The sequence below is a fragment of the Streptomyces sp. NPDC048734 genome (assembly GCF_043198675.1).
Classification (GTDB): Bacteria; Actinomycetota; Actinomycetes; order Streptomycetales; family Streptomycetaceae; genus Streptomyces.
In genome coordinates this window covers 229,320-243,959 of sequence record NZ_JBICUZ010000008.1, presented here as the reverse complement: position 1 = coordinate 243,959, position 14,640 = coordinate 229,320, and the positions used below count along the sequence as shown (strand labels likewise).

The window sequence follows — 14,640 nt, the reverse complement described above, 5'->3', positions numbered from 1 at the left end:
CTCTGCGGATGGCACTCCTGCTCCTCCTGGTCGTCCCCGGCGGCCTGGTCGCGGCCTTCGCCTTCACCGGCCACGCCGTCGGCTCCCTCGGCCGTACGGGCCTGCGCGCGGCCGACCGCACCGTGTGGCTCCGCGGCGCCGCCGCACTCGTCGCCGCCGTGGCGGCCCTGCTCTACACCTGGGGCCTGCTGCACGTCGTCGCGGCCGTCGCCGAAACGTGGGAGGGCGGCACCGAGTCCGCCCCGCTGCCGCCCTGTCTGACCCCCGGCCGGGAGGAACGGGCGTCGCGCGTCGTCGGCCACACCGTGTCCTACGTCCCCCTCGGCTTCGTCTGCGAGACGTCCGGCGGCGGCAGCTACACCAGCGACACCGTCCCGGCGTACGTCAACCCGGGCGTTCTGGCGCTGGCCCTGACCGCGGCGGGCGTCGCCGCGGGTGCGCGGGCCCGGGGCGCGCAGGCCGTGGGCGGGACAGCCGCACGACGCCGCCGGGCCGGCTGACCCGGGAAGCGTGCCGGCGCCCCGGCTCCAGTACTAACTGTCGGAAAGTGCCATCTCCCCGGTACCGTACGGGCATGGCAGCGAGCGACCTGACATTCGTGGACCGCGTCCGCGGCGAGGGCGGCGACGGCCCGTGCCCCCACCGCCTGGTCATGGAGCACGTCACCAGCCGCTGGGGCACCCTGATCCTGATCGCGCTGCTGGACCGCTCCTACCGGTTCAGCGAACTGCGCCGGGCGATCGGCAGGGTCAGCGAGAAGATGCTGACCCAGAGCCTGCAGACGCTGGAACGCGACGGCCTGGTCCACCGCGACGCCAAACCCGTGATCCCGCCCCGCGTCGACTACTCCCTGACCCCCCTCGGCCGGGAGGCCGCCGAACAGGTCCGCGCCCTGGGCCGGTGGGTCGACGAACGCATGCCGGAGGTCGAGAAGGCCCGCGAGGAGTACGACGCGAAGCGGGCGTCGGGCTGAGCCGGGCTGAGACGGAGGGGTTGTCGTCCGCCGCCGCGTACCGAAGGATCGGATGATGTCCCGCACCACAGGCACCCGGACCGCCGACCCGTGCCCCCGCTGCCGCACCGAGGCCTTCCGCCCGGGCACCCCGACCCCGGCGACCGGCCCCCACACCGCCGTCGCCCACACCTGCGACCGCTGCGCGCACACCTGGTCCAGGCCCCTCGACGAGGACCTGGAAACCCTCGACACCGTCCGGGTGGACCTCCCCGACGCCACCCTCTACGGCACCGCCTGGCAGGTCGAACCCGACCGCGTCCAGGTACGGGGCACGGGCGGCGCGTGGCTGCGGTGGGTGGAGCGGTGGAGGGTCGGCGTCTACTGACCCGGTTGCTCCGGCCACTCCGGCCACCGCAGCCACTCCGGCACCGAGGACCCGCTTCGACCGTCGTCAGCGCCGCTTCGACCGTCGGTGCACGCTGAGGAAGCAGGCGAGCATGCCCAGGCCCCAGGCGATCAGGAGGGCACCCCAGAGCGGCATGGTCACGGTCGGAACGAGAAGCCGGATCTCGACGCTCGCGCGGTTCTCGAAGATGAAGACCAGGGCGATCGCGGTGGTCACGACGAACGGTGCGAGGCGGCGGACGCCGGGCCGGGAGAGGAACGGCGTCCGGGCCTTGTGGTCGCTGCTCTGAACCATGGGGTGTCTCTCCCTCACCTTGCCCCCACCACCAGCGTCCTCTCCCCCTCCGTGACGCGCCACCGAGCGAACCCGACGGGCGCCGGGTGGCCCTCGTGGCCGCACGAGGCGGCGGCGACCGCGTCGAGCCCCGGAGAGTGATGATCCGGGCGCCGTGCGCCGCTCCCGGGCCGTCGGAGCGGTGCAGCGGACACGGTTCGGTTCCAGCCGTCCCGCGGCTACGGCCCCGCCGAACGGGGCTGGGTGTTCGGGATCCGTGAGGTGAAGAACAGCGCGAGGAGAGCGGTGAGGGCGAGGATGGCCAGTGCGGCGCGCAGACCGTCGATCCTGGCCTCCTCGTTCGCGTCGAGGGCCGCCCCGGCCACCTTCTCGTTCGTACCGGCTTCGTCGAGCGCGGACTCGAGCTGGGCGTCCGACAAGAACGGCACGCCGCTTTCGAGTTCGACGGTCGCCCGGCTCTTGACCTCGGCCGGGATCGCCGGGTTCTGCTCCACGCTGGCGAGGAAGGAAGTCGTCATCGCGGCGATCAGGAGCGATCCGGCGAGTGCCGTACCGATCGAGGCGCCGAGGTTGGTGACGGCGTTCTGGACGCCGCCGACCTCCGCGCTCCGCGCCTCGGGCACCGCGGACACGGTGACCGACCCGAGCTGGGACGCCAGCGCGCCCATGCCGAGCCCGATCAGCAGGAGGGGGAGGGCGACGATCTCCGCGCCGGCGTCCGCGTCGAGCGCGGCCATCAGGACCACCGCGCCCGCGAGCAGCGCGAAGGTCCCGAGCCGCACCACCCGCCGCGGTGACACGTCCGGGAGGAAGCGGGGGATCAGGACGGCGGCCGCCAGCAGCGTCACGGAGAGCGGCAGGATGCGGACGCCGGTCTCGAGCGCGGACAGGCCGAGCGCCACGGACAGGTAGAGCGGTACGACGAAGAAGACGCCCATCTGGACGAGGTACTGGAAGAAGAACATCGTCAGACCGCCGGTGAGCTGCCTGTTCTGCAGCATCGCCGGGTCCACGAGTGGTTCCCTGCCCTGCTTCACCGTGCGGGCCTCCCAGCGGAGGAAGAGCCAGATCAGCAGAAGACCGGCCAGCATCAGCCACACGGTCAGCGAGACCCCGAGCCACACGGGCGCGTCGGGCTTCGGCTGGAACCAGCCCCATTCGTCGGAGCGGAGCACGCCGTAGACGAACAGCCCGAGCCCGAGCGCGGACAGCACGGCGCCGACGAGATCGATGCGGGGGCGTTCGCCGACCGGCGCGTCGGCGATGCGGCCGGCGAGCACCAGGATGCCGAGCACCATGACTACCTCACCGGCGAAGACCCACCGCCAGGAGAAGTACGTGGTCGCGATGCCGCCGACGAGCGGCCCGACCGCGATCGCCACGGCTCCCGCGGCGGCGACGAGGCCGTAGGCGGAGGCACGGCGTTCCGTGGCGAAGTTGCTCGCCACGAGCGCCACGATCGCGGGCAGGATGAGTGCCGCTCCGATCCCTTCGAGGAACGACCAGCCGAGCAGCAGCACGGGCAGGTTCGGTGCGAGCGCCGTGGTGAGGGAGCCGCAGCCGTAGACGACACAGCCGATCATGAACGCGCGTCTGCGGCCGATCAGCGCCCCCACCTTGCCGCCGGGGATCATGAACATCGCCATCACGAGGGTGTAGGCCGTGATGGCGCCCTGCACACCCGTCACCGTCGTGCCCACGTCCTCGGCCACCGTCGCGATCGAGACGTTCATGACCGAGCTGTCGAGCGCCATCAGGAACTGACCGGCCGCGAGTGCCAGCAGGACGATGCGCGCCGTCGGCGGACTCTCAGCGGTACCTGTCCCGGGTGTCATGCGCGCATCGTCCCAGCCGCCGCGGAGGGCGGGCCCCGACCCGCCCCGGAGGTCAACCGGTTGGCGGACCGGGGCCGGCGATGTCACTTCGGGCCGAAACCCTGCACGGCGTCTTCGGGATCCACGTCCTGTGGCGCACCCCCGACAACTGGGGCGGCCAGGAAGCGGAAACCGCCCTGAGCTCCGGACAGGCGTAACCCTTTCCGACAGGCAGGAGCGCGACTGTTCCGTGCCCGCTCCTGCGCTCCTCGCGTGCCCGAGGCGCGGCATGCCCGAAGCGCGGCGTGCCCGCGGGGCAGGGCGTTTCCACACAAGGCCAAAGGGCCCTTCGGAAATCACTTCCGAGGGGCCCTTCTGCTGCACCGTGCCTGATCAGGCGTTGTGCCCCGGAAGGGTTCGAACCTCGGCACCCGCTTTAAAAGTTCGATCCGATCCTGCTCCGGCTGATGACACCGACTGGTGTGACGGTCTGACGGAGGCGCTGGCGTACGCCCCGTCCGGGGTCGTTGACGTCAGCTGTGGATGTCAGCCAGTCCCGCTGCCAGCTCCGGGCGGCGCTCGGGTAGCGGCTTCATGCCGGGTGTCTCCGCGGGAGTCCCGGGAAGTCAGGAATTCTCGTTCGCCTATGGGTGTGCAAGGTCGTGGGACAGGCCGCAGGCGTCATCACGCAGATGCAGTCTGCGGAGGTCCTGGACCAGAGCGACGGGAAAGGGATGGAGCATCCACTTGGCCTGATAGCCGGCCTCGCCGTGCTCTGTGAACACGTCCTGAGCGGCGTTCAGCACGGCGTGGGAGAACAGGCGACGAGAGTGTGCCGATTGCCAGATCACCGTGCCGTCGGTGTCCGGTAGGCCGGGGCTGACCGAGACATCGGGGAACTTGTAGATGATCACGCTGATCACTTCATCCGTGGCACGGAGCACCCAGCGGAGTTCCTGAGGCTCGGCGTCGAAGAAGAACCGGGTCGTGTGCTGCCGCCCGTACAACCCTCCTGCAGCTGCCACAAGATCCGCCAACGCGTCGGTGCAGTAGCCGGCTACGAGCGAAGCCTGATGGGAGTCATCGGCCAGGTGACACATCGCCCAACCATGTTCCTGGAGTTCCCACTTCAATTGAAACGCACCCGTTGGCGCCTGAGCGAACGACACAGGGAGCAGGCTATCGGGCAGCGATCGGCCTTCAGCTTGGGAAGCCGCGATCACTTGGGGACTGCCTCGGCGTAGGGCCCAGGAGCGTCATCCACTTCGAAGCCGGCTACCGCTCGGACTGTGGCGGATGCAATGGCGATCCCGTCTGACGGCCGATGATGGCTGCGGCGAGTGCCAGTAGGGCTTCGACCTGTGCGGCCCGGGCACGGTCTTCATACGAGGACAGCTTTCCGAGCTTCATCGATGCCAACAGATCGCTTGCGGCCTGGGAGTGTTGTTCGTAGCTGGCCATCCGGAGCCCCCCAGTGAATTGAGTTGGTCATGGGAGCGGAGACCGTACTACGTCGACTGCCGAGCCTGATTCCTTCCTGAGTCCTGACAGCCCCCTACCGCTCGGATGGCCCAGCCTCAATGGCCGAGGCGACCCGCCGCCCGGGACCGACGCTCCTCAATGCGAACCATAGGCACTGCGGCTACTGATGGTCGCTGTGACGGTCGAGCGGGATCCTGAGGTGCTGCTGTTCGGTCGTGGCCGCGGTGGTTGCTGTACTTCACTGAGGTACGACCCATCACTAGCTAGGGCCAGAGCAACTTGGCGAGGGTGATCGCCGCCACCGCAGAAAGGAGCCACGGCTTCCTGATGCCCCGTCCAGCACCACGGCTCATTTCCCTGATGAGCACCACTAGGGCGAACATCAACAGTGCGCCCGGCAACAGGTCGACGACGGGCTCAGGGATTCCTATGCGGGGCATGCCGAGATGGTAGTCGGGCGCTGCGTTCTCCCAGCGCTCCACGGGTGTGGTCTGAGCCGCTGACTGCTGCCGGCGGACAGTCTTGAGAACCGTCGTGGCAGCGATGTCACCGTGAGTTCGAGTCTCACCGCCTCCGCGGATGAACGGCCCCCGACCAGGTGGATCGGTCGAGGGCCGTTCTCATGTGGGCTGTCCGTCATCCACGGTGGTTCCCCGCCGGTTCCCGGTCGATCGGGCACAGCAGGGGCACAGGCACCCTCTGATCCGTAGCTCTGTGTGGGCAGTTCCGCACCGGTCAGGCAGGTCTCCCGGCAGCCAATGGGTGTCACTGTGGTCTGCTGCAAGTCACTGCGGTCGCTGTACTTCTGTGCTGTACGCCGGGCCCGAGGTGTGACCGTTCGTGGATGCGAAGTGCCGGAGTGCTTCAGGCCTTCGGCTGGGTGAAGCGGATGCGGTTGCCGAAGGGGTCACGCAGACCGCAGTCGATCCCGTACGGACGCTCGGTGGGCTCCTCGGTGAACTCCACCCCCTTCTCGAGCAGCGTCTCGTAGGTCTTGCGGCAGTCGTCCGTGGTGAGGACGAGCCAGCCGCCCATGGCCCCCTTGGTCACCAGCTCGCGCACCTGTTCCGCCGTCTCCTCCGACATCGCCGGCGCACCCGGCTTCTCCAGAAGAATCTGTCGCTCGGGGTGACCCGGTACGCCGACGGTCAGCCAGCGCATGAAACCCATGTCGACGTCTGCGGTGATCTCCAGGCCCAGCTTGCCGACGTAGAAGTCGATGGCCTCGTTCTGGTCGAGGACGTATATCTGTGACTGCGTGATGGCGTTGAACATGACACTGACACTAGCTATCAGCCAGGACGAGAACTTATCCAAAACTGCTCAGTGAACAAGACGTTCTGTCGGCCGGTCAGGCATGCGGTCGAGTCCACGCCATCGTGAAGCACGTCGGCACGCCCACCGCAACCGCTTCTTTGCGGTACGTCCGGGGCGACCGGCCGACGATGTCGCGGAACGTTCGGCTGAAGGTGCCCGGGCTGGTGAAGCCGACCTCGAAACTGATGTCCGTCACGCTGCGGTCGGTCTCCCGCAGCAGGAACATCGCCCGTTCCACGCGGCGACGCTGCAGGTAGCGGTGCGGTGTCTCACCGAACGTGGCCCGGAAGGTACGCGTGAAGTGGGCTTGCGACACGTGTGCGACGCGGGCCAGGGCGGGGACGTCCAGCGGCTGCGCGTAGTCGCGGTCCATCACGTCACGCGCTCGAAGCATACGGCGGTTGGTCTCTTCTGCAGCGCGGCTCACGGCACCATCTCATCACGGTCCACCCGGACAGAACCCAGGACGGCGGGCCTTCCGGGACTTCCCAGGCCACCACTCACCCCAGCTCCCCGCGCGCGCCACCTTCGGCCGGCACTCGCCCGCGGCGCCCCCGCCATCTCGGAGCCTGAGCGCCCCCCGCCGGAGGCATGTCCTTCACCGCGGCCCCGGTGGTGCGGTACTCGCCTTACATCCGGCCCCATCTCGTCATGGGCGCGCGTCGGCGCAGCGTGCGCGGAGCGGGCCGGAGGCAGGAGCGCAGCACGACGCGGAGCCGGGAGCGCGCCCGGTGGAGCGGAGCCGGTCTTGAACCAGTCGAGAAAGTCTGAATCACGCTCGTTTGCCGGTGGTGATCCCTGATGCTGGCGGGCCTGGCCCTCGCCGTCCCCTGGTGTAGAACCCTGGGTACGGGGAGTGAGCGGCGGGAACGGATGAGGGTGCTCGGGGGACGTCTTCGAGGGCTTCGCGCGGGTGCCGGTCCGACGGGTGCCGTGTTGGCGCAGCGGGCCGGTGTCGGTCAACCGACCGTGTGCAAGGTGGAGAACGGGCGCATGGTGCCCGGCCTCGACGTCCTCGGCCGGCTGTCCGCGGCTCTCGGCCTCGACGGGTCGACGGCTCGTGACGTGCGTGACCTTCTGGCTGCTGTGGAAGCCTCGCCGGACGAGGTCGAGCCATCCCGGCGGGGAGGTTCCCGCGGGGGTCGCCCTGGATGATGCGGTGCGTTCCGCTCGGCTGGTCCGTTCGTTCCAGTGCGTCGTCCTGCCGGCCATGCTCCAGAGCGCGGAGTACGCCCGGCACGTCTTCGAGGGCGTGCCCAACGTGACGCCCGAGGAGATCGGCCGTGCTGTCGCTGCCCGCGTGGAGGGGCCGTCCGCGCCGAGGTCTACCGCAAGGACACCTTCCACCTCTTCCACCTCGTCACGGCCGGCCTGAGCGGCGGCAAGGGCATCGGCCCGGCCGTCGCCCGACACCCCCCGCGTCTTAGCCACCTTCACCGCCCCCTCCTTTTGCCCCGTCCACAACCGTCCCAGCGGCGGACGCTGCCGCTGCGGCCGCCTCCACGCCGACGGCGACCCTGCCCGGAAGCTCGCCGACCGCACCCGCGAGCGGAACGAGTCGGTGATGCGGCTGCACATCCTGCCCACCTTCGGGGCCGGGAGCGTGGCCGAGGTGACGACGGCCCGTGTGCGGAGCTGGCGCGGCAAGCCCCTGGCGTCCGGCGTCGGCGAGCCGTCGGTCCCCAAGACGTACCAGTTGCTGCGTGTCCTGATGAACACGGCCGTGGACGACGAACTGATCCGACGCAACCCGTGCCGCATCAAGGGCGCGGACCGCTACGACGTGCCCGAGCGGCCGGTCCTCACGGTCGCGGAGGTCTTCGCCGTCGCCGACTCCATCGCGCCGCGCTACCGGCTGCTCGTGCTCCTGGCGGCCTTCACCACCCTGCGGTTCGGAGAGCTGGCGGCCTTGCGGCGACGGGACATCGACCTGGAAGGGCTGACCGTCACCGTGCGCCGTGCTCAGGCCGAGCTGCAGGACGGCCGGCTCTTCGACAAGGCGCCGAAGTCCGCGGCCGGGGTGCGCTCCGTCTCCTTCCCGGCCGAACTGCTCGACACGGTCACGCACCACCTGGAGCACTTCGGCGCTCCCGGCCGCGATGGACACGTCTTCGTCGGCCCCCAGGGCGGGCAACTGCGGCGGAGCAACTTCCGGGACGACTGGCTCAAGGCCCGGAAGGCTGCCGGGGTCACGGCTGAGCTGCACTTCCACGACCTGCGGCACACGGGCAATACGCTGGCCTCGACGGCCGGCGCCAGCACCCGTGAACTGATGACCCGCATGGGCCACAGCAGCTCGCGCGCCGCGCTGATCTATCAGCACATGACCAGCGACCGCGACCGGGCCATCGCCGACCGGCTCGGGGCCATGATCCGCAACGGTGGGGGAAGTGCCCCCGCATAGAAGAGGCGGGACGATCACGCCATCACCTTGCCTACGGGCCGGACACCGGCCGGCCTATGGGCGAGACGGCCTGACTGTAGGGTCCGTCAGGGGAGGGGATCATGGCTGATCGCGGCTGGCACGAGGACAGTGATTACCACGAAGCAGTCCAGCGGGCCGAGCGAGCGACGCGGTTCGGGTGGTCAGCGATCGCCTGGTCTACAGGAGCGCTCGGCGCGCTCGGCTGTGTGCTGATCACCGTCGCCGTTCTCTGTGTAGTCGCGGTCATCGCGTGCCTCTTCGTTGTGGTGGCGAGCCATTACTGAGCGGCCACCAAGCACGGGTGCGGTCTGATCGTCCGGGCGCTCGGGGAAGAGTGTGGACTCTAGTGGCACGCGTGTGGCACGACCCCTGAAACGCCGAAGGGCCAGCCTGGGAGGAAACCCTCCTGAGCTGGCCCTTTTGCTGTGCCCCCGGCAGGATTCGAACCTGCGACACCCGCTTTAGGAGTTCGATCCACGCCCGCGCCCGGGGCCGTCGTCGGCTGGTCCGGCGGTCGCGTGGGGGTGCTGCTGTGTGCCGCTGTCCGGCCTCGTTGATGTCAACGTTGGATGTCACCGAAACAGCTCCGGAACCGGGCAGACCTCCAACGGTTCCTCCGGCCGGTCCGCCCACCGCCACCAGGTGTGCCGATCGGGGCACCGCCACAGAGACCGGCAGGTCCTCCGACCGTCTTCGTCCCGCCTGGACAGCAAGAGGCCGCCGGACTTCATGGGTGGCTGCATTCGGGACAGGACGCGGCGTTCTCGGTCATAGGGCGGACTCCAAGCGGTGCTACCGGTTGATCGGGATCTCGTAGACGATCTCGCAGTGAGCCGCGGGCACCACGATGTCCGCCGTCTCCACGGGCCGCCCGTCGTCGCTGTAGTACGTCCGCCGGATGTGCGTAACGAGCGCGGCCTTCTGGATACCCAGTAGCGACGCCTCCTCGGCGGTCGCCTGCCTCGGCTCCGGCTGTTCCACGGCATGGCTGACGGTGATGCCGATCGCGGCCATCCGGTTCACGACGCCCGCTCCAGCGTGCGGGCCTCCCTCGGGGAGCACGACGAGTGTGCCGGCGGTGAGGTCGTACGGCTCCCAGCTCGTCGACAACTGCACGGGCCTGCCGTCGGCGAGGAACTCGTACGTCGTACGGACGCACAGCTCACCGTCGGCGATACCGAGACGCGTGGCGATCTCCGCCGGCGCAGGCACCTTGGCGTCGGTCCGGCTCTCCCAGTCCCCTTGCCTGCCGACGGCCCTCATGTCCGCGCGGAAGGGCGACCCGTTGGGCTGCTCGCGCGCCGAGGAACGGACCACCCGCACGCGCTGCCGCGGCTCGGCGACGTACGTGCCCGATCCGGCGCGGCCCTCCAACACGCCCTGGGAGATCAGCAACTCCTGCGCCCGGCGGACCACGTTCTCGCCCACGCCGCACTCCTCGCCGATCTGGGCGCGGGAGGGCAGGCGGTCTCCCGGCTCCCACAGGTGCTCCGCGATCCGCCGCCGGAGTTCGTCGGCGATGCGGAGATAGGGCGGCTGCTCAGGCATATGGAAAATCTAGTCCACTAGCTCTAATCTAGTTAACTAGCTTCACTCAAAGTGATCGCTGGTGACGGAGGCTGCCCTGTGCCCGCTTCGGGAGTTAGCGCGGCGGCCCTCGCCGCCCGGCTGTCCGCCCTCGGGCTGCTCACGAGAGTGGAGGAACACCCCCGGCACACGTCGGTGGAAGCGGAAGTGCCGGAAGCGCTCTCCGTCGAGTCATGGCGGGAGGTCTTGGACGTGGTGGCGGAAGCCGACCGCTTCGGCCTCCTCGCCAGCAGCATGAACGGCCGCACCCTCTGGGCGGTCGTACGCAAAGCGGTCCCCACGACGGGCGATGTCGGGGGACCGGCCATCAGCGATAGGAGCTGAGCAGCGTGCTCAACCGTATCCGCCGTGCCGTCTCGCTCACCAGAGAGCGGCACTTCCCCAGGGGCAGGCACCGCCGCCCCTCAACAACCTCCGGGCCGTCGGCCACTCCCGCCGCCTCCCTTTTTCCGGACAGGACGACGGCTTCGGGCCGGCGTGCCTCCAACGATGTGGACCACCGGCAAACGCTCAGGGGCGAGGACACTGCGCTCGTCCGCCCGTACGTGCTGGCCTGGGAGAAGCGCGTGAGGACGCGTGAAGTGGTCGTCGCCCCCTATCTGCCGGCCGACGCGTGGTCGGCCCTGGTGGGAGTCCGTTGATGCCTCCCCGTCGACAGACCCGCGTCACGGACACCTCGGCCGTCCCCTACCGATCGACCGCATGCCGGATCGGTACCCACCACGCCTGCGCGGAGTCCTCTCCGGCCTCGGCGCCGGTCGACCTCCCGGTGATCTACGAGGCGTGCGACTGCCCGTGCCATTCGATGTCCAGCCACACGACGCCTTCGGAGGTGCAGCGGTGAGGGAACGGGCACCCGGCGGCACGCTGGCATCCAACGTCGAGGTGACGGCGGCCACCGTGCAGCGCGGCGACATCATCCAACTCGGAGGCCGGGCCTGCCGGGTGCAGGACCTCTTCCAGCTCGCCCAGGGAGCGAAGCAAATCCTCTTCGACTCGGGCGAGTTGCTGACCATACACACGCGAACCCGGCTCGTCGCCGTGCGGATGTTGAGAAGGCGGTGACCTGGCCCGTGCCCTCTCGCCATCAGGGCATCGCCGACGATCTCCGGCACCGAATCACGACCGGCCACCTCAAGCCAGGCGAACGACTCCCGTCCGAAACCGGCTTGGCCGACCAGTACAAGGTCAGCACAGCGACGCTGCGGAGTGCCCTCGCGGTGCTCCAGGGCGAGGGCCTCGTCGAGAAGATCCACGGCAAGGGCAACTTCGTCCGCCGCCCTCTCCGCCGGATCATGTACGTCGGTGGCTGGGGGACGCTGGACCCGTGGACCGCCGCCGAAGCGGCCCTACGCGTCACCGTCCGCACCGCCACGGTCCAGGCCGACGGACACCTGACGACCTTGCTGAGGGTGCCGACGGGCAGCCCTCTCGCGGAGTTCTTCTGCGTCAGTCACGAGGGGGAGTCACCGCACGGACTGGCTCGTATCTACATCCCGCGCGACCTGACGCCGGCCGGAGTGCTCGACGACGAATCTTCGTGTCCGGAGGCAGTCAGGAGATTCGCCGTACTCGGCCCTCCGCCGACCGCTGTCCGGGAAACGGTCTGCGCCCGCCCGCCGACGCCGGACGAGTCATCGACTCTGCGAACCAACTCCGTCACACCAGTTCTGGCGATCACGCGCGTCGCGACCGACCCCACCGGTCGAGTGGTCGAGGCGGCCCTTCTGGTCTTCCCAGGGGATCGAGCCGACGCAGTCTTCACCACCCACTACACGCCCGACGAGAGGCAGACGCCAGGATGACAACACAGAACGAACTGCGCCTTCTCCCGTGGTCGGGCCCGGAGGGCAAGCCCTGCTACCTGAGCACGGATGACAAGGGCGGCTACATGTCCCGCTTGGCGGACAACATCGAAGCGGCCCAACTCGGTGCGGCAGCCGATCTGCTGGAGCAGGCCACGGAAGCCCTCGACGACTCTGACACGGACCCGGATGAGACCCGGCGCTTGGCGACAGAACTGACCGGGGCTCTGTATGACGTCCTCCGCGTCGCGACCAGCCGCGGTCGCCTCTTGGCGGTGAGCGAACCGCAGCGGATCTGAGGGGACCGACGCGAAACGGCGCCGGCCGAGGACAGCCCTTCCAAGCGGGGAGGGGAGCCCAAGCACCAACCTGGGCTCCCCTCCCCGCAGCGCTATGTCGGCCTGGCTGCCGCGCATCGACTGCAGAGAGGAAACCTTGCGCTGTCTGCACATCAGCCGACGACAGTCCGCCACGATGGCGAGTGCGCCGACCAACTAGGCGCGCGTATGCCTCGCTGCACCCCCACCGCCCTAAGCCACGCTGCCTGGTGATGTCCACCAGAGGAAGCCGCGAAGGCGGAAGCGTAGTGATCAGGTTTTGGGGGTGTGACTTCTTCGTCCCGAAGCAACTTGAGCGGGGCCTCTGCCTTGGGCTGGAGCGCCTCTCACCTGCACTGGTGGTCCGTAGACGTTCGCGGTCGTCCGCCGGTGTTCGTCGGCGTTGTCACGCAGTTAGACACTCAGTAACGGCGGCAGCAGTGTTGCATGTGGGGCGCATGACCAAGGCTCGCGTTGCCGTGGCCCAGCTCGACCACGGCGTTCGTGCCGCTGTGATGCTGCTCCTTGCTCCGTCCGGCTGTGTACATAGTGACCAGACCTCCGAGCACCGCCGCAGCGGTACTGAGAGGAGCCGCCAGAGCAGGGACCATCCAGACGCTGGCCACGACGCCGGCCGTCAGGAGCCCGGCCAGGAGTACCCAGGGTGGACGACCGGAAGCCTGGGAAGTCTTTCCCCCGAGGCGTACATTCATGGAGACACCTTCTTCGTGCGATGCGTGAGCTGACTTGGGTGTTGAGAGCGGCCCCTCGTTGCCCCGAGGGGCCGCTCGTCGTTTCGTGCTGCCACTTTGCTTCATCTGAAGCCGAGTTGCGGGTTCTGCTGCCAAACCCTCTGGCCCGCATGTAGCTTGTCGCGGCGTACGAGGATTTCGCAGGTGAGGGGTAGGTATCCTTCCGGGCCAAAGGGTCAGATGGGATTGACTCCGTGATCGAAACCCTTTAGCCCGCATGTAGCTTGTCGCGGCGTACGAGGTTTCCGCAGGTCGCGCCTTAGTTGCCTTGCGGGCTAAAGGGTCGGAGAGGGTTTGACGTGCCAAGAAACGCTGAGCGTCGTGCTCGTCGAGTGCAGGCCCTCGAGGCCGTGTCGGAACGGGTCGAGCAGACGTTGCGAGTGGTACGCGGCTTGCACGCACGGGGAGGTAACTGGCCCGCGCAGGTTCGCTTCCGCGCTCCGTTGTTCACCGGTCCTCCGATGACGCCGTCTCCCATTGCCCGTATATCCGCCCCGCGCGGCCTAAATCTGCAGGTGTACCTTCTTGCAGTCTTTGAAGCGCAGAGCAGGAAGCGCAGTGGAGTAGCGGGAGCTTGTCCACTTCCTATTTCTGGAGCGGAGACTTCATGGACTGATCTAATTGTTTCATCTGCCAAGCAGAATATGCAGGCCAAGGTGCCAGTCACTGCGAATCAAAATCGAATTCGTCAAGTCAAGTCTGCTATCAAAAGACTTGCTGACGAGAGTCTTATTTTGAGAAACGTTGGAGAGCCGGGAAATGAGCGTCCTCTTATGTTGCTTCATGAGTCCGGCCTGTCCGAACCGGAGAAGCGTGGATATATTATCCCTGAGCCGTATGAAGGTATGCGAACTGTAGTCAATTTGCCTGTGCAGTTCTTCACCAATGGCTGGGTTTACTTACTCACGGACGCCGAGATTAGGATGTATCTGATTTTTAGGCACCTCGCGGCCCGGTTTCCAGATGCTCACATCTTGCGTGGCGTTTACTTGAGCGAAAGAGACAGGGAGTGGCTCTACGGTATTTCGCGCGATGTCTATGAGGCGCACCTGATGCTCTCTAGGTTCGGACTCATAGAACTGGTATCCAACCCTTTGCGTCACCGGGATGGCAAAGTGGTAGATTTTAATGAATTCCTGAAGAAGGGCGGCGTGATACCACCGCATCGATTCAAAGTTGTAGGCGACTCACCCTTCTTCGAGTTGCCAATGGGGAGGGTGCGTAGAGCCTTGCTTAATTACCCTCCCAGTCGCGGTCAAATGGAAAGTCGCCAGTGAATGCGCTTGAGGAGTCGGAACTGCGGACTTCCTGGCGGATTTGACTCGTTAGTCCTCCAGTTGCAGTAAGCTACTCAAAAGCTGGTAACACGTAGGGACTGTGATAGGTGCGGCCAATAGTAAGCAGAGAAGCTGAGCGCCTGTGGGTGCACTTAGTAAGTGGTTTACCGGTTGCAGTTCTCGCCGGTCGGTGCCAGTTGACCTCAAGC

20 protein-coding genes and 1 pseudogene are annotated in these 14,640 nt (G+C 67.7%); 13 read left to right on the top strand and 8 right to left on the bottom strand.

Going from position 1 to position 14,640, the window contains the following annotated elements:
• The first annotated feature begins 8 nt into the window (after positions 1–8).
• The 3 genes from ACGFQC_RS22600 (at position 9) to ACGFQC_RS22590 (ending at position 1,340) form a co-directional block, all read left to right on the top strand.
• A complete protein-coding gene (locus ACGFQC_RS22600; RefSeq protein WP_363086682.1) occupies positions 9–500 on the top strand; it encodes a hypothetical protein in 492 nt (163 codons plus the stop codon).
• Positions 501–574: 74 nt separating this feature from the next.
• The gene (locus ACGFQC_RS22595) at positions 575–973 is read left to right on the top strand and encodes a helix-turn-helix domain-containing protein (RefSeq protein WP_363086681.1); all 399 of its coding nucleotides are present in this window, start codon (positions 575–577) and stop codon (positions 971–973) included.
• Between the two features lie 55 nt (positions 974–1,028).
• On the top strand, positions 1,029–1,340 hold the full coding sequence (locus ACGFQC_RS22590; protein WP_363086680.1) for a hypothetical protein: 312 nt from the start codon (positions 1,029–1,031) through the stop codon (positions 1,338–1,340).
• A 66-nt stretch (positions 1,341–1,406) separates the two neighbouring features.
• Here the strand turns inward: ACGFQC_RS22590 and ACGFQC_RS22585 are convergent, their stop codons facing one another.
• From ACGFQC_RS22585 to ACGFQC_RS22555, 7 genes are all read right to left on the bottom strand, one after another.
• Positions 1,407–1,655 (bottom strand): hypothetical protein, encoded by a 249-nt coding sequence (locus tag ACGFQC_RS22585; protein WP_363086679.1) that lies wholly within the window; start codon positions 1,653–1,655, stop codon positions 1,407–1,409.
• 218 nt (positions 1,656–1,873) lie between these two features.
• Complete coding sequence (locus ACGFQC_RS22580; protein ID WP_363086678.1) at positions 1,874–3,490, bottom strand: MFS transporter; 1,617 nt, start codon at positions 3,488–3,490, stop codon at positions 1,874–1,876.
• Between the two features lie 623 nt (positions 3,491–4,113).
• A complete protein-coding gene (locus ACGFQC_RS22575) occupies positions 4,114–4,638 on the bottom strand; it encodes a hypothetical protein (RefSeq protein WP_363086677.1) in 525 nt (174 codons plus the stop codon).
• Between the two features lie 106 nt (positions 4,639–4,744).
• Positions 4,745–4,930, bottom strand: a complete 186-nt coding sequence (locus ACGFQC_RS22570; protein ID WP_363086676.1) for a hypothetical protein — start codon at positions 4,928–4,930, stop codon at positions 4,745–4,747.
• 284 nt (positions 4,931–5,214) lie between these two features.
• Complete coding sequence (locus ACGFQC_RS22565) at positions 5,215–5,433, bottom strand: hypothetical protein (RefSeq protein ID WP_363086675.1); 219 nt, start codon at positions 5,431–5,433, stop codon at positions 5,215–5,217.
• Between the two features lie 382 nt (positions 5,434–5,815).
• On the bottom strand, positions 5,816–6,226 hold the full coding sequence (locus ACGFQC_RS22560; protein ID WP_363086674.1) for a VOC family protein: 411 nt from the start codon (positions 6,224–6,226) through the stop codon (positions 5,816–5,818).
• Positions 6,227–6,302: 76 nt separating this feature from the next.
• Positions 6,303–6,695, bottom strand: a complete 393-nt coding sequence (locus ACGFQC_RS22555) for a helix-turn-helix domain-containing protein (protein WP_004985242.1) — start codon at positions 6,693–6,695, stop codon at positions 6,303–6,305.
• A 374-nt stretch (positions 6,696–7,069) separates the two neighbouring features.
• Here ACGFQC_RS22555 and ACGFQC_RS22550 point away from each other — a divergent pair, with 374 nt between their 5' ends.
• The 4 genes and pseudogenes from ACGFQC_RS22550 (at position 7,070) to ACGFQC_RS22535 (ending at position 8,977) form a co-directional block, all read left to right on the top strand.
• A complete protein-coding gene (locus ACGFQC_RS22550) occupies positions 7,070–7,423 on the top strand; it encodes a helix-turn-helix transcriptional regulator (protein ID WP_363086673.1) in 354 nt (117 codons plus the stop codon).
• A gap of 55 nt (positions 7,424–7,478) precedes the next feature.
• Positions 7,479–7,643, top strand: coding sequence for a hypothetical protein (locus tag ACGFQC_RS22545; protein WP_363086922.1), 165 nt, complete (start codon positions 7,479–7,481; stop codon positions 7,641–7,643).
• Between the two features lie 141 nt (positions 7,644–7,784).
• Positions 7,785–8,672, top strand: a pseudogene (locus ACGFQC_RS22540) (tyrosine-type recombinase/integrase); the annotation flags it as partial.
• A gap of 101 nt (positions 8,673–8,773) precedes the next feature.
• Positions 8,774–8,977 (top strand): hypothetical protein, encoded by a 204-nt coding sequence (locus tag ACGFQC_RS22535; RefSeq protein WP_363086672.1) that lies wholly within the window; start codon positions 8,774–8,776, stop codon positions 8,975–8,977.
• 508 nt (positions 8,978–9,485) lie between these two features.
• On the opposite strand, the gene ACGFQC_RS22530 is transcribed toward ACGFQC_RS22535, so the two are convergent.
• A complete protein-coding gene (locus ACGFQC_RS22530) occupies positions 9,486–10,241 on the bottom strand; it encodes a GntR family transcriptional regulator (protein WP_363086671.1) in 756 nt (251 codons plus the stop codon).
• 78 nt (positions 10,242–10,319) lie between these two features.
• Here ACGFQC_RS22530 and ACGFQC_RS22525 point away from each other — a divergent pair, with 78 nt between their 5' ends.
• The 6 genes from ACGFQC_RS22525 to ACGFQC_RS22500 all read left to right on the top strand — a co-directional run bounded on the left by ACGFQC_RS22525 (position 10,320) and on the right by ACGFQC_RS22500 (position 14,431).
• Complete coding sequence (locus tag ACGFQC_RS22525; RefSeq protein WP_363086921.1) at positions 10,320–10,604, top strand: hypothetical protein; 285 nt, start codon at positions 10,320–10,322, stop codon at positions 10,602–10,604.
• 5 nt (positions 10,605–10,609) lie between these two features.
• Positions 10,610–10,921 (top strand): hypothetical protein, encoded by a 312-nt coding sequence (locus ACGFQC_RS22520; protein WP_393288553.1) that lies wholly within the window; start codon positions 10,610–10,612, stop codon positions 10,919–10,921.
• A gap of 199 nt (positions 10,922–11,120) precedes the next feature.
• The gene (locus tag ACGFQC_RS22515; RefSeq protein ID WP_363086669.1) at positions 11,121–11,345 is read left to right on the top strand and encodes a hypothetical protein; all 225 of its coding nucleotides are present in this window, start codon (positions 11,121–11,123) and stop codon (positions 11,343–11,345) included.
• Positions 11,342–12,085 (top strand): GntR family transcriptional regulator, encoded by a 744-nt coding sequence (locus ACGFQC_RS22510; protein WP_363086668.1) that lies wholly within the window; start codon positions 11,342–11,344, stop codon positions 12,083–12,085. Before ACGFQC_RS22515 ends, ACGFQC_RS22510 begins: the two co-directional genes overlap by 4 nt.
• On the top strand, positions 12,082–12,384 hold the full coding sequence (locus tag ACGFQC_RS22505) for a hypothetical protein (RefSeq protein WP_363086667.1): 303 nt from the start codon (positions 12,082–12,084) through the stop codon (positions 12,382–12,384). Before ACGFQC_RS22510 ends, ACGFQC_RS22505 begins: the two co-directional genes overlap by 4 nt.
• Before the next feature lie 1,285 nt (positions 12,385–13,669).
• Positions 13,670–14,431, top strand: coding sequence for a hypothetical protein (locus ACGFQC_RS22500; RefSeq protein ID WP_363086666.1), 762 nt, complete (start codon positions 13,670–13,672; stop codon positions 14,429–14,431).
• The last annotated feature ends 209 nt before the right edge of the window (positions 14,432–14,640 follow it).